This is a genomic window from Sorangium sp. So ce1335, from assembly GCF_051521615.1.
In the GTDB taxonomy this organism is placed as follows: domain Bacteria; phylum Myxococcota_A; class Polyangia; order Polyangiales; family Polyangiaceae; genus Sorangium.
Map to the genome: position 1 here is coordinate 721,489 of NZ_CP150363.1, position 22,977 is coordinate 744,465.

At 73.3% G+C, this 22,977-nt stretch carries 17 protein-coding genes; 10 read left to right on the plus strand and 7 right to left on the minus strand.

The window, feature by feature from the left end:
* Positions 1-40 precede the first annotated feature (40 nt).
* A complete protein-coding gene (locus WMF24_RS02605) occupies positions 41-1,054 on the plus strand; it encodes an OmpA family protein (protein WP_437734746.1) in 1,014 nt (337 codons plus the stop codon).
* A gap of 127 nt (positions 1,055-1,181) precedes the next feature.
* Here WMF24_RS02605 and WMF24_RS02610 read toward each other — a convergent pair whose 3' ends face one another.
* Together WMF24_RS02610 and WMF24_RS02615 are read right to left on the minus strand one after the other, a co-directional pair.
* On the minus strand, positions 1,182-2,717 hold the full coding sequence (locus tag WMF24_RS02610) for a glycosyltransferase family 39 protein (RefSeq protein WP_437734747.1): 1,536 nt from the start codon (positions 2,715-2,717) through the stop codon (positions 1,182-1,184).
* A complete protein-coding gene (locus tag WMF24_RS02615) occupies positions 2,710-4,368 on the minus strand; it encodes a helix-turn-helix domain-containing protein (RefSeq protein ID WP_437734748.1) in 1,659 nt (552 codons plus the stop codon). Before WMF24_RS02615 ends, WMF24_RS02610 begins: the two co-directional genes overlap by 8 nt.
* A 220-nt stretch (positions 4,369-4,588) precedes the next feature.
* Here WMF24_RS02615 and WMF24_RS02620 point away from each other — a divergent pair, with 220 nt between their 5' ends.
* From WMF24_RS02620 to WMF24_RS02640, 5 genes are all read left to right on the plus strand, one after another.
* A complete protein-coding gene (locus WMF24_RS02620) occupies positions 4,589-5,818 on the plus strand; it encodes a DUF1015 domain-containing protein (RefSeq protein WP_437734749.1) in 1,230 nt (409 codons plus the stop codon).
* A gap of 32 nt (positions 5,819-5,850) precedes the next feature.
* Positions 5,851-6,288 carry a rhodanese-like domain-containing protein gene (locus WMF24_RS02625; RefSeq protein ID WP_437734750.1) on the plus strand — a complete coding sequence of 146 codons (438 nt, stop codon included), beginning with the start codon at positions 5,851-5,853 and terminating at the stop codon, positions 6,286-6,288.
* 55 nt (positions 6,289-6,343) lie between these two features.
* A complete protein-coding gene (locus WMF24_RS02630; protein ID WP_437734751.1) occupies positions 6,344-7,054 on the plus strand; it encodes a glycosyltransferase in 711 nt (236 codons plus the stop codon).
* 266 nt (positions 7,055-7,320) lie between these two features.
* Complete coding sequence (locus tag WMF24_RS02635) at positions 7,321-9,537, plus strand: HAMP domain-containing sensor histidine kinase (protein WP_437734752.1); 2,217 nt, start codon at positions 7,321-7,323, stop codon at positions 9,535-9,537.
* On the plus strand, positions 9,534-9,902 hold the full coding sequence (locus WMF24_RS02640; protein ID WP_437288631.1) for a response regulator: 369 nt from the start codon (positions 9,534-9,536) through the stop codon (positions 9,900-9,902). The genes WMF24_RS02635 and WMF24_RS02640 overlap by 4 nt, the downstream gene beginning before the upstream one ends.
* On the opposite strand, the gene WMF24_RS02645 is transcribed toward WMF24_RS02640, so the two are convergent.
* Positions 9,890-10,804: a squalene/phytoene synthase family protein gene (locus WMF24_RS02645; protein ID WP_437734753.1), complete on the minus strand. Its 915-nt coding sequence runs from the start codon at positions 10,802-10,804 to the stop codon at positions 9,890-9,892. The genes WMF24_RS02640 and WMF24_RS02645 overlap by 13 nt on opposite strands.
* 970 nt (positions 10,805-11,774) lie before the next feature.
* Complete coding sequence (locus WMF24_RS02650; RefSeq protein WP_437734754.1) at positions 11,775-15,824, minus strand: serine/threonine-protein kinase; 4,050 nt, start codon at positions 15,822-15,824, stop codon at positions 11,775-11,777.
* 829 nt (positions 15,825-16,653) lie between these two features.
* Here WMF24_RS02650 and WMF24_RS02655 point away from each other — a divergent pair.
* From WMF24_RS02655 to WMF24_RS02670, 4 genes are all read left to right on the plus strand, one after another.
* The gene (locus WMF24_RS02655; RefSeq protein ID WP_437734755.1) at positions 16,654-17,085 is read left to right on the plus strand and encodes a hypothetical protein; all 432 of its coding nucleotides are present in this window, start codon (positions 16,654-16,656) and stop codon (positions 17,083-17,085) included.
* A gap of 285 nt (positions 17,086-17,370) precedes the next feature.
* Positions 17,371-18,510 carry a hypothetical protein gene (locus tag WMF24_RS02660; RefSeq protein WP_437734756.1) on the plus strand — a complete coding sequence of 380 codons (1,140 nt, stop codon included), beginning with the start codon at positions 17,371-17,373 and terminating at the stop codon, positions 18,508-18,510.
* Between the two features lie 121 nt (positions 18,511-18,631).
* Positions 18,632-18,799 carry a hypothetical protein gene (locus WMF24_RS02665; protein ID WP_437734757.1) on the plus strand — a complete coding sequence of 56 codons (168 nt, stop codon included), beginning with the start codon at positions 18,632-18,634 and terminating at the stop codon, positions 18,797-18,799.
* Positions 18,800-18,950: 151 nt separating this feature from the next.
* Positions 18,951-19,430: a carboxymuconolactone decarboxylase family protein gene (locus WMF24_RS02670; protein ID WP_437734758.1), complete on the plus strand. Its 480-nt coding sequence runs from the start codon at positions 18,951-18,953 to the stop codon at positions 19,428-19,430.
* 119 nt (positions 19,431-19,549) lie between these two features.
* On the opposite strand, the gene WMF24_RS02675 is transcribed toward WMF24_RS02670, so the two are convergent.
* The 3 genes from WMF24_RS02675 to WMF24_RS02685 all read right to left on the minus strand — a co-directional run bounded on the left by WMF24_RS02675 (position 19,550) and on the right by WMF24_RS02685 (position 22,964).
* On the minus strand, positions 19,550-21,070 hold the full coding sequence (locus tag WMF24_RS02675; protein WP_437734759.1) for an AMP-binding protein: 1,521 nt from the start codon (positions 21,068-21,070) through the stop codon (positions 19,550-19,552).
* A gap of 10 nt (positions 21,071-21,080) precedes the next feature.
* Positions 21,081-21,350, minus strand: a complete 270-nt coding sequence (locus WMF24_RS02680; RefSeq protein ID WP_437734760.1) for an acyl carrier protein — start codon at positions 21,348-21,350, stop codon at positions 21,081-21,083.
* A 228-nt stretch (positions 21,351-21,578) separates the two neighbouring features.
* Positions 21,579-22,964 carry a cystathionine beta-synthase gene (locus WMF24_RS02685; protein ID WP_437734761.1) on the minus strand — a complete coding sequence of 462 codons (1,386 nt, stop codon included), beginning with the start codon at positions 22,962-22,964 and terminating at the stop codon, positions 21,579-21,581.
* Positions 22,965-22,977: the final 13 nt, after the last annotated feature.

The window sequence follows — 22,977 nt, forward strand, 5'->3', positions numbered from 1 at the left end:
TCGTCCTGCCCGCGGTTTCATGCCAGAGTCGGCGGGGTTCATGAGACACACGACGATGGCCGGCTCGATCCCGGCGTGGTTCTCGCGGCGCTCGCCCGCCGCGGCGCGGCTCCTCGCGGTGGGCTTGCTCGGGCTGGCGACGCCGGGCTGCCTCGTCCGGCAGGAGCTCTACGACCAGGCGCGCGCCGAGATCCGGAGAGAGCGTGAGGAGGGAAACAAGGCCCGGGCCGAGGCCCAGGGCGCCCGCGCCGAGGCGGCGCAGCGGTCGGCGCAGGTCGCCGCGCTCGAGGCAGAGCTCGGGCGCCTCGAGGACGACCTCCGCGAGCGCGACCTCCGGCTGTCCGAGGCGACGACCGCGGAGGCCGGGCTCGTTCGGCGGCTGGACGAGCTCGCCGCGATGAACGAGGAGCTGTCGGCGCGGCTCCGGAGCGCCGGGCAGAGCGTTGGCCAGCTCGCCAACGAGCGCGGCAGCCTGTCGGCCGAGCTGGCCGAGGCGCGGGCCAAGGTCGACGAGCTGCGCCGCCAGCAGGCGGCGGCCGAGGCGCGGGCGGCGCGCATGCGCGACCTCGCGAGCCGGTTCCAGGCGATGGTCGACGGCGGGAAGGTCCGCGTCGCGATGCGCGGTGGGCTGCCGTTGATCGAGATCTCGAGCGACGCGCTGTTCGACGCCGGCAGGGCCGAGGTCAAGCCGGCGGGGCGGAAGGTGCTGGCGGACATCGCCGGTGTGCTCCGGACGATACCGGATCACAGGTTCCAGGTCGGCGGGCACACGGACGATAGGAAGCCGAGGAAGAACGCGAAGCTCGCGTCGAACTGGGACGTCGCGGCGGCGCGCGCGGTGGCGGTCGTCGAGGCGCTCGTCGAGCGCGGGGTGTCGCCTCAGCGCCTGTCCGCGGCCGGGTACGGGGAGTTCGCGCCGGTGGCGTCGAACGCCGCGGAGGAGGGGCGGGCGAAGAACCGGCGCATCGAGATCGTCCTCCTGGCGGACCAGGAAGCGGAAGCGGCAGGGAAGACGGGGAAGGCGCCCGGCGAGGCGGGGGCGGCCGCGCCCTGAGGGCACGGGCCCGGCGGGCGGCGGTTCGGTGGAATCGGTGTCAACGGAGCCGCGTCGGCCAGCACGGCACTGCACCGCGCCGCCTGCTGTGCTGGCTCGCGCGCGCTCCCTGAACAGCCCCGTCGCGTCAGCGAGCGATCGTCCGCGCCGCTGCGCCTGCCGCCCCGCCGCGCCGCAGCGCGCACGCCGCGAGGATGCACAGCGCCGGCGTGACGACCATGTGATAGCGGTCCTCGCCGAAGAACACCGCGTGCGTCAGCGCCACCGAGGCGACGGCGAACGCGAGATAGCCGACGACGCCGCCGTTCGCGGGCCGGCCCGGCAGCGGCAGCGCGGCGATGACCGGGATCGCCACGGCGAGCGGCCAGAAGGCGTGATCGTCGCCGAGCACGCCCCACGCGACGAGCCCCAGCACCGCCGCGAGCGCCGCGAGCTGCGCGAGGAGCGCCCGCCACGGGCGCAGGCGCGGGAGCGCCACGACCCCGAGCGCCGCGGCCGAGAGAAGGCCGAGGTGCGACGCCGTGAGCACGCGGCGCCCGGCCGCGCGCCGCGCCTCGGGCCACGCCGCGGGGTTCGCCTCGCCCAGGTAGCCCACGGGGAACGACTCGTGGTCGAAGGTGAAGCTCAGCTTCTTCGGGATGAGCGCCAGCCAGCGCGCGGGATCGTCCTTGATCCACTTCAGGCCCTCGGCCATCCAGCACCGGTCCTGGGCGACCTGCCCGCGCGTGATCGGGCAGCCGTCGCCGGCGCGCAGCGTCTCGAAGCGGCCCGTCGCGCGCGGGAACGCGCCGATGGCGAGGTTCCAGCCGCCGTTCGTCGAGACGAGCGCGCAGCCGTCCATCACGCGGCAGTTCCGGATCGTCCACGGCGCGATCACCGCGAGGGCCGTGGCGGCCGACAGCGTCGCCGCGAGCGCGCCGCGCCTCCACATCGCCGCGCGCGACGCGCCGGCCGCCCCGCCGGGGCGAGGCCACGCCAGCAGCGCGAGCGCCGGCGCGCAGAGCAGGCTCTGCGGCCGCACCAGGGCCGTCAGGCCGAGCGCCGCGCCCGCGAGGAGCGCGCCCCGGACAGGGCGGCCGCGCGCGGCGTCGCGCGCGAGCAGCCACGGTGACGTGACGAGGCCGAGCGCCGCGAGCGGCTCGGTCATGAGCAGCGCCGCGTACACGATGAGCCCCGGGGAGAGCGCCGCGAGCAGCGCCGCGACGCGGGCGCGCGCCGGCGTCGTCGCGTACCGCGCGAGGCGATGGACGACGACGACGAGCAGCGCGCCGGTCACCGCGTTCGCGACCGTCGCGACGTGCGGCCCGGCGCCGAACACCTTGTAGACGAGGCCCAGGAAGCCGCTGTAGCCGACCGGGTAGTGGCACCACGGGTGCCACACCGGCTGGCCTCCGACGATCAGGTCGTCCGAGTAACCGAGGCCGGCGGCGATGCGGCGCGCGCCGAAGTCGTAGTAATGGCCGTCCCACACCGGCTCGCGCGCCCACGCGAGCGCCACGTAGAGCCGCGGCAGCAGCGCGAGCACGAACGCGATCGCGGAGAACGCGAGATCCCGGCCGGGGCTCGCCGGGGCGCGTCCGGCGCGCGCCGGTCCGGCGCCGTCCCGCGGCGCCTCGGCGCTGTCCGGCGACGCCTCGGCGCCGTCCCGCGGCGCCTCAGCCATGCTGCTTCGCGCGCGTGCCAGCGGAGAGCTCGCGCAGGCGGCGCATGTAGGTCTTCGCGACCTGGGCCGGATCGAGCCGCAGGTACTTGGCAATTTCCTGAACGAATCCCTGTACATAGACGGGCGCCGGCAGGTCGCCCATCGACTCGTTCTCGATCGCCTGGAGGTGGGCCAGCGAGATCTTCGTCCGCTGCGAGATGTCGGTGAGCTCGACGCCCTGCGACTCGCGCACCTTGCGGAGCAGCGCGCCGCTGAACTGCGTCTCGGCGTTGATCTCGCGCGCGAGCTCGGCCTGGAGCATCGCGAGCTCGGCCGCGACAGCGGCGTTGTCGGGGCGCGCCGGGCCGAGCGGCGTGCGCGGATCGTCGGGGTAGGTCGACAGGTCGTAGGCGCGGCGGCGCACGGGATCGAGGAGCGTGTCGTGCGCCTCCTCGATGCGCGCCTGCTCCTTCTGGAGCACCGCGGGGCTCAGCACGCTGACGACCGGCAGGCTCCCCTCGCGGTAGATGTCGCGCTGCCGCTTGTAGGCGCGCCGGATCTCGTCGTCGGCGGCCGTCCGCGCGAGGCCGAGCGCCTCGTAGAGGGTGGCCGGCGCGGCGCCCTTCGCGGCGGCGGCGAGGGCGCGCGCGTGCGCGTCGGCAGGGCGCGAGTCGCGCGCGGCGAGCAGCGCGAGGATGCGCCGGGCCACGCGCTCGAGGTTGCGCGCGCTCTTCGACGTCGGGCTGTCGATGAGGAGCGGCTGGCGCCGCCGCGCGGTGAGCCACACCGCGTCGTCGTGCTCGATGTGCCCGAGGTAGTCGAGGGAGATGCCGAGGAAGCGCTGCGACACCGCGCTCATCGCCGGGCCGAGCTCCAGGTCCGAGCGGTGCCGCGTCTGGCTGACGACGAGGTGCGGCGTCACCCGCGGGAGCTGCGCGGCCGCGAGCGCCGCGACCCCCTCGTCGAACCGCTTCACCTCCATGATGAAGTCGCGCGGCGTCGCGAGCGCCGGGAGCGACGCGGCCACCTTCTCGACGAGGCGGATCTTGAAGCGCTCCTTCATGAGCGCGCGGCGCAGGGTGCGCTGGTAGAGCGCGCGGCAGAAGCGGTAGGCGTGCTCGACCGCGAGCGGCTCGGGCGTGGTGACGCAGATGCCGACGTCGGCGTGCAGGAAGAGGTCGAGCGTCGAGGAGCCGGTCGCCGCGCCGAGGCTGACGATCACGTAGTCGACGTCGAGCTCCTGGATCATCTTCATCCAGTAGGCGGCGCGGCTCGGCCGGAGCGGCGTCGCGGTCATCGGGTCGTACGCGGTCGGGACGAGCCGGAGCCCGGGCACCGTCGTCGCGATCGGCTCGGCCTTGCCCTCCTCGATGTCCTCGCGCGTGACGAGCGGCGGCGCCTCGATCCCGAGCGCCGCGTGGAGACCCGGGCTGTAGGCGTCGGTGTCGATGATGATCACGTCGCGGCCGAGCTGGGCGAAGTACACCCCGAGGTTGACCGCGAGCGTCGCCTTCCCGACGCCCCCGCGGCCGCCCCCGACGGCGATCACGCGGCGGGAGCGCGACGTGGAGAACGAGGGGGCCTCGCCCGGCAGGGCGAGGTCGTCGTCCGACGAGCCGGGCGGGAGCGTCGAGTAGCGGGAGGGAGGGTAGGACTCACCGGAGCTGGACAAGGTTCCTCGTGATGCGGTGTGCGGGCGCGGGGCGCGGTGTCGAAGACCGGCGCGGCGAGCTGCTCGTGGAGCGGGCGTGTCCCTCCTAGCACGCGCCGCGCGCCGCCATCAGCGTCGCCGTCGCCGGGGCTCCGCGCGGGCGCGCGACCGGGGCGCCGGTCCCGTCGCGGGCCCCGAGAGCCGCCTCGACGCGCCCCGGCCGCTGGAGTACGCGCTCGCCGTGGCCACCGTTCGACCCTTCCGCGCTTACCGACCTCCCCAGGCGCACGCGGCCCGCGTCGCCAGCCCGCCGTACGACGTCATCTCCACCGCCGAGGCGCGCGCGCTGGCGGCGGGGGGGCTGCACAGCTTCCTCCGCGTCTCCCGCCCCGAGATCGACCTGCCCGAGGGGACCGACGAGCACGACGACGCGGTGTACGCCCGCGGCGCGCAGAACCTCGCCGACCTCATCGCCCGCGGCGATCTCGCGCAGGACCCGGAGCCGCACCTCTACCTCTACGCCCAGAAGATGGGCGATCACCGGCAGATCGGCGTCGTCGGCTGCGCCTCGGTCGCGGAGTACGAGCAGGACGTCATCAAGAAGCACGAGAAGACGCGCCCCGACAAGGAGGACGACCGCACCCGCCACATCGAGGAGCTCGGGGCCCACGACGAGCCGGTCTTCCTCACGTACCGCGCCGACCCGAGCATCGACCGCGCGGTCGCGCAGGCAACGCAGTCGCCGCCCATCTACGATTTCACGACGACCGACGGCGTCGAGCACAAGCTCTGGGTCCTCGGCCGCGAGGCGACCGCCGACCTCGAGGAGCGCTTCCAGCAGATCCCGACGCTCTACGTGGCCGACGGCCACCACCGCAGCGCCGCGGCGGCGCGCGTCCACAGGAAGCTGCGCGGCGACGGCGGCGAGCACGACGTGTTCCTGGCCGTCGTCTTCCCGCACGACCAGATGAACATCATGCCGTACAACCGCGTCGTGAAAGACCTCGCGGGCCGGAGCGCGGAGGCGATCCTCGCCGCGCTCGGCGAGCGGCTCGACGTCTGGCCGGCGCCGGTCCAGGATGGCGCGGCCGCGACGCCGGCCGGCCCGAAGACCTTCGGGCTCTACCTCGGCGGCCGCTGGTACGCCGCCCGGGTGCGCCCGGGGTCGTTCGACGCCAAAGACCCGGTGGCCTCGCTCGATTGCTCGATATGCCAGGACCAGATCCTCGGCCCGATCTTCGGCGTCGGCGACCCGCGGCGGGACAAGCACGTCGATTTCGTCGGGGGCATCCGCGGGATCGCGGAGCTCGAGCGGCGCGTCGACTCGGGCGCGTTCACGATGGCGATCGTCCTGTATCCGACGCAGATAGGCGAGCTGTTCGCCGTCAGCGACGCGGGGCTGCTCATGCCGCCGAAGAGCACGTGGTTCGAGCCGAAGCTCCGGAGCGGGCTCTTCGTGCATACGTTCTGACGAGCGCGCCGCGCCGGGGCTAGACTGCGCTCATGGCGGACATCAAGCGCGTATCACCCGAACAGGCGAAGAAGCTCATCGACGAGGAGGGATATCTCTACCTCGACGTCCGGAGCGAACCCGAATACGCGGCAGGCCACCCGAGCGGCGCCCACAACGTGCCGCTCCTGCACGCCGCCGCCGGCGGCATGAAGCCCAACCCGGACTTCCTCGACGTCGTCTGCGCCCTTTACCCCAAGGACGCGAAGATCGTCGTTGGCTGTCGATCCGGACAGCGCTCGATGCGCGCGGCCGAGGCCATGGTGTCGGCCGGCTTCACGGCCGTCATCGACCAGCGCGCCGGCTTCGAGGGGCCGCGCGACGCGTTCGGCGCGCTGACCGAGCGGGGGTGGGGGCCGGCCGGGCTGCCGGTCGAGACGACGACGCCTGGCGCGTCGTACGCCGAGCTCCGGCAGAAGGCCGGCAGGTGACGGGCCACGGCCCTGCGCGCGTTGCCGAGGGCCGCGCCTTCCGCTACGAACCGGCGTGCTCCACGGTGCGCGCGTCGCAGTGGTCATCCCCGCGCGGGACGAGGCGCGCTGGATCGCCGAGGCGGTAGGGGCGGTCCCGGCCTTCGTCGACCACGTGATCGTCGTGGACGACGCCAGCCGGGACGGCACCGCCGGCGTCGCGCGCGCGGCCGGCGACGAGCGGCTCGAGGTGCTCGTGCACCCGACGTGCCGCGGCGTCGGCGCGGCGATCGTCGCCGGCTACCGGCGCGCGCGCGCCCTCGGCGCGGCCGCGGTCGCCGTCATGGCCGGCGACGGGCAGATGGACCCGCGCGACCTGCCGCGCGTCGTCGCGCCGATCACCTCCGGCGAGGCCGATTACGTGAAGGGCGATCGCCTGCGGCACCCCGACGTGTGGCGCGTCATGCCCCTCCAGCGGCTCGCCGCGACGGCGGCGCTCGCCGCGCTCACCCGCCGCGCGGCGGGGCTCGACGCCCTCTCCGACAGCCAGTGCGGGTACACCGCCATTTCGGCGCGCGCGCTCGACGCGCTCGACCTCGACGCCCTCTGGCCCCGCTACGGCTACCCGAACGACCTGCTCGCCGCCCTCGCGGCGCGCCGCCTCCGCGTCCGCGAGGTCAGCGTGCGCCCCGTCTACCGCGGCGAGGCCAGCGGCCTGCGCGCGCGCCACGTGCTCACCATCCTCTTCCTCATCGCCAGGTGCGCCATAAGGAAGCGCCTGAGTTGAGCACAAACACCCCCTCACCACGTTTCGTCATTGCCAGAAGCGCCATGAGGGAGCGCCTGAGTCGAGCCAGGAAACCCAGGCAGACCAGGCCAGGACGGAAAGCGTCAGTCGGACGAATCGACACGAGGGGCTGCGCAAATCGGTCGACAACTCGCTGGTTGGTTCCATAGCAAGGCTGGACTGGCGACCTGACTCATCGACGGGTCGCCGCGGGCCCCGCAGGCGCGGACCCCAGGGCCATGCTTCAACCGGTGGGGGTGACGGACGTGGCGATCAGCCGAGCCGCCTGGTTCAGAGTCTGGAATCCGGGGAGGGCGCGGACTCCCTCCTTCACGCCCCGGGTCGTGGCCTATGCGTTCGGCATCGAGCTGCCGTATAGCCTGCTTGTCCCGGTCGCTCACCTGCGGCTGCTCGGCGTCGTGGACTCGCGTGTCCAGGCGCGCATGCTCGGGCTCATCGGGGTCCTGTACATCATCAAGACAGCGGGCCTCATCGCGCTGCTCGTCCACATGCTGCGCCCGATCGAGCGCCTGCGGCGGCACGCCGTCGGCCACCCCCTCCGCAGCGGCGCCGCGTTCGAGGAGACCGGCGACGGCGCGGCGCCCCCGCAGGATCTCATCCTCGCCGCGGCGAACGCCGCCTACGACACGCCGCTCTCGTTCGCGACGGTCTGGGCCGTCTCGTGGGCGCTCCTGTACCTGCCCGCCACCGTGGCCTACTACGTCATCGCGCCGGACCAGGCCCCGCTCGGCGTCCAGCGCGGCATCGCGCTGGCCCTCTTCGCGCTGGCGCTCTTCGCGGCCGCGCTGCCGCTCGCCTACAGCATCCTCGGCCGCCTGCTCTCGCCCGCCGCCGGCGTCATCTCGCTCCTCGCCCGCGAGCGCGGCCTCTCCGTCCCGGGCAAGGGCTACTCGCTCGCGGTCCGGCTCGTGATCCTCGGCGCCTGCCTCGCCATCGCGCCGACGAGCTGGATGGCGGCGATGGTGCTCGGCGAGACGGCGGTGCCGTCGAGGCCCGGCCTGAACCTCACGCTGGCGATCTTCTCGATGGTCGCCGTCACCTGGGCGCCCGTCTGCGCTGGCTTCCTCGCGGGCGCCCTGGCGGGCCCGTTCCAGCAGGTCGCCGCGGTCATCCAGACGATCGTCCAGCGCGGCGAGGTCGACCGGCTGGAGCGCATCCCCGTCTACTTCAAGGACGAGATCGGCGCCCTGGCGGGCGGCGTCAACGCCATGGTCGATCGCCTGGAGGAGTCGTCCCGCCGCATGCGCAGCTACCTGGCCGAGCGCGAGCGCCTGCTGCAGGACGCGGCGCAGCGCGCGGCGCAGCTCGGGGCCGTGCTGGACAACCTCGTCGAGGGGGTGTTCGCGTGCGACCGCCAGGGCCGGCTGACGATGCTCAACGCCTCGGGGATCCGGCTGCTCGGCCTGTCGGGCCGCTCCGGGCAGGTCGGCCGGATGGTCGAGGAGGTGATGGACCTCAGCCGCATGCGCCACTCCGACGGCCGCCCCTTCACGCGCGACGAGCTGCCCATGGTGCGGGCGCTCGCCGGCGAGACCATCGTCCAGGAGGAGCAGGTGCTCGTGAACGGCCGCGCGGGCCGGGACGTCTTCCTGCGCACGAGCGCCGCGCCGATCCGCAGCGAGTGCGGGGCGATCCTCGGCGCGGTCACCGTCGCCCGCGACGTGACGGAGCTCATGGAGCTCGACCTCGTGAAGGACCAGTTCATCCGCGTCGGCGCGCACGAGCTCAAGACGCCGGTCGCGATCATGAAGGGCTACGCGCTGGCCATGCTGCGCAACACGAACGACCTGCCGGCGCCCCGCCGCAAGATGCTGGAGGCGATCGACCGCGGCGCCGACCGGATCAACCGCATCGTCGACGATCTCCTCGCCATCTCGCAGGTGTCGCTCGACGTCCTCCACGTCTCGGCAGAGGACGTCGACCTGAAGGCGCTCCTGGAGGAGACGGTCGACCGCGTCGCGAAGTCGGCGACCCGCCACCGCGTGCGGCTGTCGATCGACGCCGAGCGGCCGACCGTCGTGCGCGCCGATCCGGAGCGGCTGCGCCAGGTGCTCGCGAGCCTGCTCGACAACGCCGTGAAGTACTCGCCGGACGGCGGCGACATCGACGTCCGCGTCGCGGTGGCCGAGCGCGCGCCGGCGTCCTCGCCGTCGCCGTGCGACGCCGCGCTCTTCTCGCAGCGCCACGGCTCGGCGCCGGGCTTCGAGGCGGTCGTGTCCGTGCGCGATCAGGGCGTCGGCATCCCGGCCCACAAGCAGGCGAGGATCTTCGAGCGCTTCTTCCGCGCCCACACGGACACCCGACACGACTACGGCGGCATGGGGATCGGGCTGTTCCTTGCCAAGGACATGATCACCCGCCACGGCGGTCGCATCTGGTTCGAGAGCGAGGAGGACAAGGGCAGCACGTTCTATTTCACCGTTCCACTCCGCAACGAGGCCCCCGCGGCGGACCGACGATGAGCGACAGACATGCAAAGACGGTGCTCCTCGTGGAGGACGACGCGGACCTCGTGGCGCTCGTCTGCCTCGTGCTCCAGGAGGACGGCTACCGGGTGAAGATCGCGTGCAACGGGCGCGAGGCGCTCGCCAAGCTGGAGAACGACATCCCCGATCTCATCCTGCTCGACATGAAGATGCCGGTGATGAACGGACCGGAGTTCGCCCGCGAGCTCGAGGTCCGGCACGGGCGGCAGGCGCCCATCATCGTGCTGACCGCCGCGGCGGACGCGCACAGGCGGGCGGCCGAGGTCGGCGCGGACGCGTGGCTGGGCAAGCCGTTCGACCCGGACGCGCTGCTCTCGACCGTGAGGCGTTACACAGGGTGAGCGCGCAGGAGCTGCCGGCGCCCGGCGAGGTCGCGCCGCACCTCGGCCCAGTACCGCGCGGGGAAGCGCCGGTAATCGAAGCCGGTCGCGCGGAATACGCGGGTGATGCGGGCATACCGGCGCAGGCTCCACGCCCTCATGATCTCGAGCGAGGGGTGGAGGCCGCGCGCCTCGATGAACGGCGCCGCCCGCGCGTAGAGCGTCGGCATGACCTCATCGAGCCACGACCGCATCAGGCGCTCGTACCCGGACGTACCGATGCAGCGGCCGGAGATCACCTGAGCGCGCGTGACGCCGTGCCGCGCGAGCTCCTCCTCGGGCAGATAGCAGAGGCCCCGATCGGCGTCCTCCTGCATGTCCCTGAGGTTGTTGAAGAACTGATCGAGCCGGCCGAACTCCCCGGCTGCGTCCCAGTGCTCCAGCGTCAGGAACGGAACGAGCTGGAAGATGTGGCCCGAGAGCCGCATGAGCATCGTGTCGTGCTCCCTCATCGTGCGGATGAGGAGGCCGGGCGCGTGGTAGTCGGCGAGGGCGAGCAGGTAAGCGTCCCAGGCGGCCAGCGACCGCCCCTCGATGTCGTCCGCCTCACGCGCGTCACACGCCTCATGCGCCTCACGCCGATCGCGCGCGGCGCCGCGCTCCGGGTCGCCCGCGCTCCGGAGCCACAGCGCGCGGATGGCCGAGAGCTCGCTCGCGAAGGGGCAGCTCGGATCGACGAAGCCGCGTGAACGGAGCAGCCTCCACGCCTCCATGAACCGGCTGAACCGCCGCTCGTGGGGCTCGATGCGCTCGTTCTCGGCCAGGCGATCGACGATGCGGATCCAGCGGATGCGGTCGAGCCACGCCTGCCTCACGTCGGGCTCGAGGCCGAGCACCCAGGCGGCGTTGTCCTCGTCCTTCAAGGCGTCGTCCGACAGGGCGCGATAATGCGATGAGCCGACGACCGCTGAGATGGGCTGGTAAGCGCTCCTCTCCGACACCGGCGCCGCGGCGGGTAGGCTAGGCAGTCGAGGAGAGGTGGGTTGAATAGGTTTCACGAGATCGCGTGCCGCCGTTGAGTGTGAATGTCGCCGGTGTCGCCCTGCGCTCGCGTACAGTCATTGGCAATGATGGCTGTCGCCCATCCCGGGGACGCGGAGCGCCTGTGTCAGCGACGACGCGTTGTCCGCTGTCCGGTAGAACTTTCCGCTCCTCCCCGAGATGCAAGCTGACGCCCGCTCGCCTTCCTTTATGAGACCTTATAGTCTCCCAGTCGACGCGGAAATTCGTCGTCCAGGGCACGGGTGCCTGGGACAATGCATGGATTCCCTGCGTGTTTTGCGGGTGCGCTGGGGCCACGCCGTCAATGAGCGTCGGTGTATACCCCGGGTTGATACGTTGTCCAACGGATAAAACCGAGGCTGGCCCGGCGTTTTTGCCGTTTCCTGAGCTGTCGCCGTTCGCCCGCAGGCGTCCTGGGCAGATGCGTTTTCCGGAGTTCCTGGTGGAGTGGTCTCGGCGCCACGGACCGCCGGCGTGTCGGCCGCGGCGCCCCGCGGCGCCGGCCGGTGAATCTCTGTTTCTCGTGCTTCATGTGCGCACGATTCCACGGCGCGCGGCGCGACTCGGGCGCTCCGACGCGCGAGCAGCGCGAGGCTAGACGCTCTCGTGCGCTGAACGATTCAGCGATTGTCGTCGTGTCGCGGTGAACGCGGTGAATCTGTGGTTGTGATCACCACCTGATACGGCCATCCGGTCTCGGCGCGCCGAGGGGATATCCGCTCCAGACATAGAGACTGGAGGAGAGACCTCATCAGAGGCGCCCGGCGTTCTCGCGCGGGCGGGCGCTGGCCCGGGAGGACGGCAGCGCCGGCCGTCCGGCGCGGCCGCGGGCTACCGGTCGTCGCGCAGCCGCTCCACGCGGCCCTGCCAGTACTGCAGGTCCAGCGTCGAGAAGAGCGCGGCGGCGCGCGCGATGTGGCGCCCGCGCGCCGGATCGCGGCGCGCGAGGTGCCGCGCGAGCTCGTAGCGGGCGCGCGCCTCGTCGACGGGCAGCCCGCGCGCGAGCGCCTCGTCGATCGCCGCGGCCCAGAGCCGCCGCGCGCGCGCGCGGCGACCGGCGAGCCACGCGGCGAGGCCCCGCAGGCGGAGCGACGTGGAGCGGCCGAGCGGGAAGATGCGCGCGTACCGGGCGATCGCGCGGCACGCCGCTGCCGCGAGCCGCGCGAGCTCGCGCCGATCGACGGGGCTCCGGGCGTCCTCGAGCAGCGCGAGCAGCACCTCGCACGTCGCCGCGTAGCCGTACAGGCAGTGGTAGCCGGCCGGCTGTCCGTCGCGGATGAGCAGCAGCGTCCGCTCGGCGGCCGCGCGCGCGTCGTCGCGCGCGCCGCGGAGCAGGTACCCCAGCGCGACCTGGCCGTGCGTGATCTGCTGCGAGCGGTCGCCCAGCCGCTGCACCTCGGCGGCCAGCCCGTTGAAGATGGCGATCGCGCCCTCGCCGTCGCCGAGCAGCAGCCGGCACTGCGCGCGGCCGCTCTCCGCCCAGACGTGGCCCTGCGCGTTGTCGCTCTGGCGCGCCGCGACCGAGAGCTCGCCGTAGCGGTCGAGCGCCTCCATCCAGCGGCCCTCGGTGTGCGCCACGCTGGCGAGCAGCGTGATGCACTCCTCCTTGCGGCGGCGGTCCTGCAGCGCCTCCGCCAGCCGGTCCGCCTCGGTGAGCAGCGCGCGCGCGTCCCGGCACCGGCCCTCGCCGAGCGCCGTCAGCCCCCGCAGGCACGAGACGAACGCGACGGCGCGCGGATCGTCGAGCGCGGCCGCGGTCGCGGCCGCGCGCGCGGCGTAGGCGTCGACGACGGCCTTCCACGGCACGTACCCGAACGCGACGCTCAGGGTCGCGTAGCCGCGCGCGAGCGCGAGCGACGGGCCGAGGCGCGCCGCGGCGTTCGTCGCGGTCAGCGCGGCGAGGAAGGCGCGCGTCGGCTCGTTGCGGAACAGGTACGTCTCCGACAGCTTCTCCGCCGCGAGCGACGCCTCGGCGAGGCGCTCGCGCTCCAGCGCCGCGCGCGCGATGGGGATCGGCGCCCCCGCGACGTGCGCGAGCTGCAGGCCGAGCTGCCGCAGCGAGGCCACGACGGGCCGGATCCGCTCCCGGAGCGGCGCGCGCTCGCCCGCCCGGGGCCCAGGCGCGCGCTCCGCCCCCGCGCGCAGCCACGGCGCGCGCTCTCCCCCTCCGCGCTCCGCCCCCGCGCGCAGCCACGGCGCGCGCTCTCCCCCTCCGCGCTCCGCCCCCGCGCGCAGCCACGCCGCCTCGTCGCGCGAGAGCAGCTCGAGCGCCGCCGCGCAGTGCCGCTCCGCCCCGAACAGGTCGCCGACGTTGTAGAGGGCCTGCCCGAGCTGCCGCTCCCAGCGCGCGCGCCGGAGCGGCGGCGCGCGCTCCTCCGGCGGGAGCGCGCCGTCGAGCTCGAGCGCCCGCCTGTAAAAATCCACCGCGTCGCCGGACGCGCCCGTCGCGAGCGCCTGGGCGCCCGCCTTGTCGAGGTACTCGAGCGTCTTGTCGACGACGCCCGCGGTCGCGTAGTGGTGGGCGAGGAGCGGGTACGACAGCGCGAGATCCGGCGCGTCGCGGTGCCGCTGCTCGATCGTGCGCGCGGCCGCGCGGTGCAGGGCCCGCCGCTCCGGCTCGGGGATGCCGGCGTAGACGGTCTCGCGGAGCTTGTCGTGCACGAAGCGGAGCTGCCCCGGCTCGGTCGCCTCGAGGACCTGGCGGTCGGCGAGCTCCGCGAGCGCGTCCATCGCCTCGACCTCGGCGAGGCCGGCGGCGCCGAGGAGCAGGCGCTCCTCGATCTGGCGGCCGAGCACCGAGGCGAGCCGCGCGAGCGCGAGCGCCCCCGGGCTCAGGCCCGACAGGCGGCGCGCGACGAGCTCGCGCAGCGAGCCGGGCAGCGGCAGCGCCGCGGGCGGCTGGCTCGCGCGCGCGGCGCGGGAGAGCTCCGCGGCGGCGCCCTCGGCGCCCGCGCGGATGCGCCACACGTAGCCCTCGTCCCTGTAGATCATCCGCTCCTGGATGGCGGCCCGGAGGTACTCCGCGATGAAGAACGGGTTCCCCTCCGACTGCTCGAAGAGGGTGCGCACGAAGGCCTCGGGCGGCTCGTCGAGGGCGAGCATGTCGCGCACCATGCGGCCGACCGACGCCCGGTCGAGCCGCCCGAGCGCGATGCGCGAGGCCCAGGGCGCCGCGAGCAGCGACGAGAGCGCGGAGGTCCTCTCCTCGGTGCGGTACGTGCCGAGCAGCACCACGGGGTGCGCGGCGAAGTAGTCGGCGTCGAGGCGCTCGAGGACGCCGCGCGAGTTCTCGTCGGCCCACTGGAGGTCGTCGATGACGAGCAGGACGGGCCGCGTCGCCGCGAACGCGGCGAGCGTGTCGGCGAGCGCGGTCCGCAGCCGGTAGCGGGCCGCGTCCGGGGGCAGCTCGGGCGGCTCGGGGTAGCGCTCGTGGCCGCGGAGCTGGGCGAGCGACGGCTCGTACGGCGCGAGGACCCTGCCGCGCGGCCCGAGCAGCGCGTCGTAGGCCCCGGGCCCGAGCTCGTTGCACCGGTCGGCCACCGCGAGCAGGAGCGGGCGGAACGGGTGCAGCGGCGCGGCCTTCACGGCGCCCCCGCGCCCGTCGGCCGCGGACACGGCCACGCAAGCGCCCGCGACGACGGTCATGTGGATGAGCGCCGCCTGGTGCGCCGCCTCGACCGCGAGGCGCGTCTTGCCGACGCCGCTCTCGCCGCCGACGAAGACGAGGCTGCCCTGCCGGCGCTCCCGGGCCCGCTCGAGCGCCTCGCCGAGCTGCCGCAGCGCCTCGCCGCGCCCGGCGAGCCGCGGCCGGTAGAGGTACGGCCGCGCCGCGGGCGCGCGCGCCTCGTCGCGCGGCGGGGGCGCGTCGTCGGCGCCGAGCCGGGCGAGGGCGGTCGCGACGTCGTCGGCGTAGCCGAGCCGGTCCTCGGGGCGCTTCTTCAGGAGCCGCGCGATGAGCGCGTCGAGCTCGGGGGGCACGTCGGCCACGAGCTCGGAGGCCGGGAGCGGCTCGGCGTAGAGGTGCATCGACAGCACGACCGAGCTCGAGTCGCCGAGGAACGGGACCGCCCCGGTCACGGCCTCGTAGATCATGCACCCGAGCGCGTAGAGGTCCGCCCGCGCGTCGACGAGGTCGCCGCGGATCTGCTCGGGGGCCATGTAATCGGGGCTGCCCATCAGCCGGCCGCCCGCCTGGAGCTCGTCGCGCCCCTTGTGGCCCTCGAACTGGAAGGCGAGGCCGAAGTCGAAGAGCACCGGCGCGCCGTCGTCGCGGATGAAGACGTTGTCCGGCTTGAGGTCGCGGTGGACGAGGCCGCGGCCGTGGACGTACGCGAGCGGCCGGCAGATCGCGCGCAGGAGCGTCAGCGCCTGGCGCAGCGCCCCGCCGGCCGCGCGGTGGAACGGGCGCGGCGCGAACGGCTGGTACGAGCGCGGGACGATCGAGACGGGGCCCATCTCGGCCGTCGCCGTGCTCGTCAGCGCGTCGAGGCTCGCGGACAGGACGCTCACGGTGGGCTCGCTGTTCATGCTCGCCCGGCCGCGCCAGCGCTCCTGGTTGTGGTCGCGGAGCGTGCGCCCCTCGAGCAGCTCCATCGCGTACCACGGGATCCCGCCCTGGATGCCCTCGTCGAGGATGCGCACGACGCCCGGGTGCTCGACGCCGCGGAGCGCATGGATCTCGCGGCGGATGCTCGAGACGAGGCTCTCGTCGCTCACCGAGACGGTCTTCAGCGCCGCGTGCGCGCCCGTGACGCTGTGCTGGGCGCGGTAGACGACCCCCATTCCGCCGCGGCCGAGCGGCTCGAGCACCCGCCACGGCCCGACGGACGCCGGGACGTCCGGAGAGGGCCTGGCCTGTCGCGAGCTCGGCGTCGTGATCATCTGGGGACCCAGGCGACCCTGGCCTGGGCCGGGATCCGCTTCAGGTAGTAGGCCCGAGGCGAGCTCCCCACATCGCCGCTGAGGCTGAGTACATCCACCCGACGGCCTGCCATGATGTCACGGAGCGGCCGACCGTACAACAAGTCCGTGTCGAGCGCCGGTCATCGCACGGACGCCGCTTGAAGGGCGCTCGCACCGACAGGGGACCACACGCGACGCTGCGTGAGGCGGTGAGAGTGCCTGTCGGGACAACGTGCGGCTGTCGTGCGGCGATTGCGCGGGCGCGCGTGGGCGCGTGGACCGCGCCCACGCGCCGTCCGCCCGTGGCGTCGGCGGTGCGTGCACGGAACGACCCCCCCTCGGCGCGCGCGCCTCGGGCGTTCCGGGGAGCGGTGCGCGGCGGAGCCGGGACTCGGTGGAGTGCCGCGAGCGCCGCTCCGCCGCCAGCGTCAGCCGGCGCCGGCAGGAGGACGCGAGACGCGAATTCGCGGCGAGGCTGGCGGCGCGGCGCTCGGGCGAGAACGTCTCGATTCGTCGGCGCGCGCGCGGCGCCAAGAAACGTTTGCTTTCCCCGCTTGGCGGATTCCGCATCTCCGATGGGATTGTCCCGCTTCACCCGGCGCCTGGCGCCGCCGCGCGGTCCAATCGTGCACAACTGCGCTCCCGGTACACGGCTTGCTCGCCGGTGCCCCACGGCCGCGCCCGCGGCCGCACTTAGAAAGGGAGACAACGAATGAAGCGTACGATTCATCTCGGGGCCCTCGCGACCGTCCTGTCCCTCGCCGCGTGCGGCGGCGAAGGTGCGGATACTGCCCCGGCGGACACCGCCATGAGCAGCAAGCAGCTGAAGGATCTGACGGCCGATGACGTCCGGTCCGCGTGCGAGTCGCTCGAGGCGAGGGTGAAGCTCTCCAAGGAAGATGCTTGTGAGTATTTCGGCCTCATGGCGGCCCCCGCCATGGGGAAGCCGTGCAGCGAGCTGAAGGACGAGTGCGTCTCCGCGGCCGACGAGTCGACCGAGGGCCAGGCCGTCACCGCCGACTGCCTGCCTCCCGACGACCAGCGCGCGGGCTGCACGGCCACCGTGGCCGAGTACGAGGTCTGTCTCCTGGCCCAGACCCAGATGATTCGGTCGCTCACGTGCGACTCGACCCTGACCACGCTCGAGACGGCCCCTCCGGACTGCGACGTGGTGGCGCGGAAGTGCCCGCAGGTCGTCTCCACGGGCGACGGTGAGGGGCAGGGCGACGAGAGCCCTTGATCGCGGCGCGGCGGCTGGAATCTGCGCGCGCGCAGGGCGCCGGCTGAACGAATTGCGGGTAGGCGCGTCACGGCCGCTCGGCGGCCGTGAGCCCCCTTGTCCCACCTCCGTTCGCCTGTATCTTTCGATTCACACCGATATTCGCGCTCGTCCGCGCCTCGGGGGGCATCTCGTCGTATGATGGGCTCCGAAGCCGGTGCGCCCGGGGAGGTTTTGGCCTCGGCGCGCCGGACCGAGCGAAGCCGCGGCTCCGGCCGAGGGTCCGCTCGCACCGAGGAGGATTTCATGAAGATCACCAAGCTTTCCGGAGTGTTCGCCGTGCTGCTCATCGCCGCGGCCGCATGCGGCAAGGGCGAAGAGCAGCAGGTCGAGGCGAACGCGACGGCCGAGGTGACCGCCACCGCCGAGTCGGCGATCGGCGAAGGCGCCTACGTCGAGGAGCACGAGAGCGGCAAGGCCGCCTTCAACGTCGCCGCGGACGGGAGCGTCAAGGCGGCCGTGACCGGGCCGGACGGCAAGCCGATCCGGGAGGACGTCGGCGGCACGCTGCTGTGGAAGGACGCGGCCGGCGAGGAGAAGACGGTGCCCCTGACGCTCGACGCGAAGACAGGCCTGCTCGTCGCCTCCGGCCCCAAGCTCGAGGCGGACCTCACGCAGATCGGCTACACGCTGAACGTCGCCGGCAAGCCGTGGAGCGGCACGCTGCACGTCCCCGCCGGCGGCACCGCCGAGCTCCACGCCCACGCCAAGGCGGCGGCGGATCTCGCGCTCCCCGAGGGGAAGCTCGGCCCGCACGGCGGGCGCATCGAGATCGTCGGCGACGACCGCCTGGAGCTGCTCGTGGACGAGGCGACCGGCGAGGTCCGCGTGTTCGTGCTCGACGCCGATCTGAAGCCGGTCGACATCGGCGAGCGCAAGGTCACGCTGGGCGTCGTCGCCGAGGCGCCGCAGGTGGTCGTGCTGACGCCCGTGGCGGCGACCGCGGGCGTGGCCGCGGGGGCGTACCTGACCGGCAAGCTCGCGCTCGCCGCCGATCCGCTGAAGGTGACCGTCGCGGTGCGCAACGCGGGCCGCTCGGCGGTGGCCCTCTGCGGCTACCGCGCCGGGGCGGCGTTCGCCGTCCACGCGAACGCCCCGCGGGTGAAGGTGCGCATGAAGACCGACTGGCACGCGCACGCCCACGCGCACGCGGACCTCAAGGCGAAGGCCGACATCGACCCGAAGGTCCACGTCCACGCGGCGTCCGGCGCCGCCGCCAGGGCGAAGGCGAACGCCCACGTCCACGTCAAGGCGCCGAGCGTCCGCGTGACGCCGCCGAGCGTGAACGTCCAGATCAAGGCGCCCAACATCTCGATCCCCAAGCCGAGCTTCAAGGCGTCGGCGTCGGCCCGGGCGAGCGCGGGCGCGAAGGTGGGGACGCGCTGACGTCAGCGGGGGAGCGGGCCGGGCGGCGCGCGCCGCCTGGCGGGTCCTCCCTCGGCGCGCACCGTTGACGCGGAAGATCTCGGCGAGGCGGCCAGCGCGGGCGCCCGCGCCCCGAGGCGCGGTGACGGCCGTGGTGCTCGATCCGACATCGCGCGCGCCGCTGCACCGGCAGGTCGACGAGGCGCTGCGCGGGGCGGCCGGCCGCGGCGCGCTGCTGCTCGGCTACGCGGCGGTGCCGGAGGACGCGATCGACGAGGGCGTCCGGCGGCTCGAGGCGGCCCTCGGCTAGCGGGATCTCCTGCGCGCGGGTGGATCCAGCGGATCGTCGCGACGTGGCCCTCGTCGATGTGCCGCGAGCGGCCTAGATGTGCGCTGTGGACGCCGGTGAGGCCGTCACGAGAAGGGATATCACGGAGGACGGGGTGAATATGGATTCAGGCATGAGTTCACGGTCCGACCAGCGCATCGATTACGTGAGCGTCGCCCCCGAGACGTACAAGGCGATGCTCGGGCTGAGCGCCATCGTGAGGCGCTGCGCGCTGGAGGAGGCGCTGAAGCACCTGGTGCTCCTCCGCGCCTCGCAGATCAACGGCTGCGCGTTCTGCATCGACATGCACTGGAGGGAGGCGCGGGCCGCGGGGGAGGGCGAGCAGCGGCTCTACGGCCTGAGCGCGTGGCGCGAGGCGCCCTATTACAGCGATCGCGAGCGGGCGGCGCTGGCGTGGACGGAGGCGGTGACGCTCGTGGCGGAGGACCAGGTGCCCGATCGCATCCACGACGCCGTGCGCCCGCATTTCTCGGAGCGGGAGCTCACGGACCTGACCTGGCTCGTGGCGATGATCAACGCGTGGAACAGGATGGCGATCGCGCTCCGGAAGGTGCCTGGATCCCATCGACCGGAGGGGCGGGCGAGCGGCTGAGGCGGCGCGAGGCCGGTCGCGAGCGCGCCCGCACACGGCCATGGGAATGCGAGCACGACGGTCCTCCGGCGACGGCGACGTGTGCCCGCTCGACTGCCACGGACGCCGTCCGCGTCCGGTCATGCCAGGTGTGCGTCAGCCCGCGCCGCGAGGGCGCGATAGTCGATCTTCCCCGTCGAGGTCCGCGGCAGCTCGTCCATCGCGACGATCGTCTCCGGGACCATGTACGGAGGCAGCCGCTCCGCGAGGTACATCCTGAGCGCGCGCTCGTCCGCTTCGCCGGCGAGGGCGACGAAGCCGCGGAGGGTCTTGCCGAGGCGCGGGTCCTCCACGGCGATCACGGCGGCCTGGCGCACGGCGGGGTGCGACGCGAGCGCCGCCTCCACCTCGCCCGGCTCGACCCGGTAGCCCCGGACCTTCACCATCCGGTCGATGCGGCCGCGGAAGTAGAAGAGCCCGTCGGCCTTGCGCTCCACCCGGTCGCGCGTCCGGTACGGGCCGCCGTCCACGGTCGTCGGCCCGGAGACCACGAGCTCGCCCGTGCCGGGGCCCTCGATGACGCGCCCGCTCTCGTCCTCGGCGACGAGCGCGCACGCGGCGTAGGGGCACGCGACGCCGATCGGGATCTCGCTCGCCCCGTCGAGCGCGGCGCGGTCGACGCGGTGGAACGTGCACACGTTCGTCTCGGTCGGCCCGTACAGGTTGTAGAGCGCCGCGCCGGGCGCGCGCGCCGCGAGCGCGGCGAGCTCGCGCGGCGGGAACACCTCGCCGGCGAACAGGACGGCGCGCACCGGAGGGGAGAGCGCCCCGGCGGGCGCGCCCGCGTCCGGCGCGGGGAGCGCCGCGGCGAGCTTCATGAACATCGACGGCACGCCGTAGATGACCGTCGGCGCGAGCGCGACGACGGCGTCGCGGAGCGCGCGGCCCGAGGCGAGGTCGCGCCGGGCCATGGTCGCGAGCGTCGCGCCGGCGCGGAAGGTCGCGAGGTGGTCGAACCAGGCGAGATCGAAGACCAGCTCGGCCACGCGGAGGACCCGGTCCGCCGGCGAGAGGCCGATGAGATCGATGCAGAAGGCCGTGAACGCGTCGAGCCCGGCCCAGGTGATGGGCACCGGCTTCGGCTCCCCGGTGCTGCCCGAGGTGTGGAGGATGCACGCGACGTCCTGCGCCCCGGCGCCCTCGCCGGCGGCGTCGCGCTCGCCGCCTGGACCGGAGGACGCCGTCGCGCGCACCAACCGGCCCTCCGCGTCGAGCTCCAGGCGCGGCAGGGCTGCGCCGAGCGCGGCGTCGATGCCGTCGGCGAGGCCCGTGGCCGCCGCGTCGAGCACGAGCGCCCGGCAGCCGCGGGCCCGCGCGATCCGGCCGAGCCGCGCGGGCGGCGCGGTCGCGTCGAGCGGGACGGCCACGGCGCCGGCCGCGAGCACCCCGGCGAGCGCCGCCGGCTCGTCGTGCGCGCGTCCCGACGAGAGCAGCGCCACCCGGTCCCCCGGGCGCGCGCCCGTCCCGGCGAGCGCGGCGCCCACGGCCGCCGCGCGCGCCGCGAGCTCGGCGTAGGTCACCGCGGCGCCGCGCGACGCGAGCGCGACGGCGTCGCCGCGCGCGGCCAGGTCCTCGACGCGCAGCCGGTAGGGGCCGGCCATCGCGGCCCCGCTAGCCCCGCGCGGCCGCGATGCGGCCGGCCACGAAGCGCGCCATCCTCTCGACCGTGGACACCTCGTCGAGGTCCACCTCCTCGTCCGGGATCTTCACGCCGAAGCGCTGCTCGATGAACACGAGCACGCGCGTCAGCGACATCGAATCGAACCCGGACCCTCCGGCAAAGAGATCCTCGTCCGGGGCGAGCGGCGCCTTGCGGAGCAGGATCTCCTTCACGATATGATCGTGCAGCGCGCGCTGCACGGCGTCGACATCGAGCGTCACGGCCACGTTCCTCTCCGGGTCAGTTCCAGTCAGTTCAAGTCAGTTTCAGGTCAGTTCCAGTTCCTGTCGAGATGCTAGAGCGACAAACGGGTTGAACTCGCCTGAAACGAGCAGAATTTCGAACCGCCAAGACGCCAAGGACGCCAAGGGCGCAAAAATATTGTCTTCTTCTTGGCGTCCTTGGCGCCTTGGCGGTTCATTTCTCGCTCGCTCGACGAGATCGGTGTTCTAGCTCGCCGCCGGCGTCGCCTTGCGAGCGAGGTAATCGATGAGGTCGATCTTGGACACGACGCCGAGCACCGTCTCCTCGTCGACGACGAGCGCGACCCGCGCGTCGCTCAGCACGCCCTTCAGGAGCTCGACCTTCGTCGCCGGCGTCACGGTCGCGTAATCGCTCTCGACGAGCCCGCTGATGCTCGAGTCGAGCGTGCCGCTCCCCTCCACGAGGTGCCGCAAGAGGTCGACCTCATGGACCAGCCCCCGGAGCTTGCCGCCCTCGGTGACAGGGAGCTGGCTGATACCGTGCGATTTCATCATGTCGATGACCTGGCGGACCCGCGCGCTCGCGTCGGCGGTGACCACCGCCGCGCTGGGCTTGCCGGCGAGCAGGTCGCGCACCGTCCCGAGGCTCTTCTCCTCCTCGAGGAAGCCGTTCTCCCGCATCCAGTCGTCATTGAAGATCTTCGAGATGTACTTGGACGCGCCGTCGGGCAAGAGGACGAGGATGTTCTCCTTCTTCCCGCTCTGGCGCGCGTACTTGATCGCGCCCGCGACGGCCGCGCCCGCGGAGCCGCCAACGAAGAGGCCCTCGAGCCGCACGAGATCGCGCGTCATGAGGAAGCACTCCTTGTCATCCACCCGGATGATCTCGTCGATGATCTCGAGGTTCATCGTGCTCGGGAAGAAGTCCTCGCCGATCCCCTCGACCTTGTACGCGAAAGGCTTCGTGATCCGCTGGGTCTTCACGTAATCGTAATAGAGCGAGCCCACCGGGTCGACGCCGACCATCTTGATGTCCGGCTTCCGCTGCTTGAGGTACTTGCCGACGCCGCTGATGGTGCCGCCCGTCCCCATGCCGGCGACGAAGACGTCGAGATCGTCCCCGCACTGCCGCCATATCTCGGGGCCCGTGGAGCCGACGTGGGCCTCGGGGTTCGACGGGTTGTGGTACTGGTTCGCGTAAAAGCAGTTCGGCGTCTCGTCGGCGATGCGCTTCGCGACCTGGTAGTAGCTGCGCGGGTCCTCGGGCTCGACGGCGGTGGGACAGACGACGACGCGGGCGCCGTAGGCGCGCAGGGTCGCGATCTTCTCCTGCGACATCTTGTCTGGCATGACGAAGACGCATTTGTAACCGCGGATGGCGGCGACCATGGCGAGGGCGGCGCCGGTGTTGCCGCTCGTCGCCTCGACGATCGTCCCGCCCGGCCTGAGCCCGTGCGCCTCCGCGTCGCGGATCATGTTCAGCGCGACCCGATCCTTGTGGCTGCCGCCCGGGTTCAGGTACTCGCACTTCACATAGATGTCGCTCTTCAGCCCCTCGGTGACCCGGTTCAGCTTGACGATCGGCGTGTCGCCGACGGCTCTCGTGATGTCGCTGAGCGCGCCTCGCATCATGGATGCGACTCTT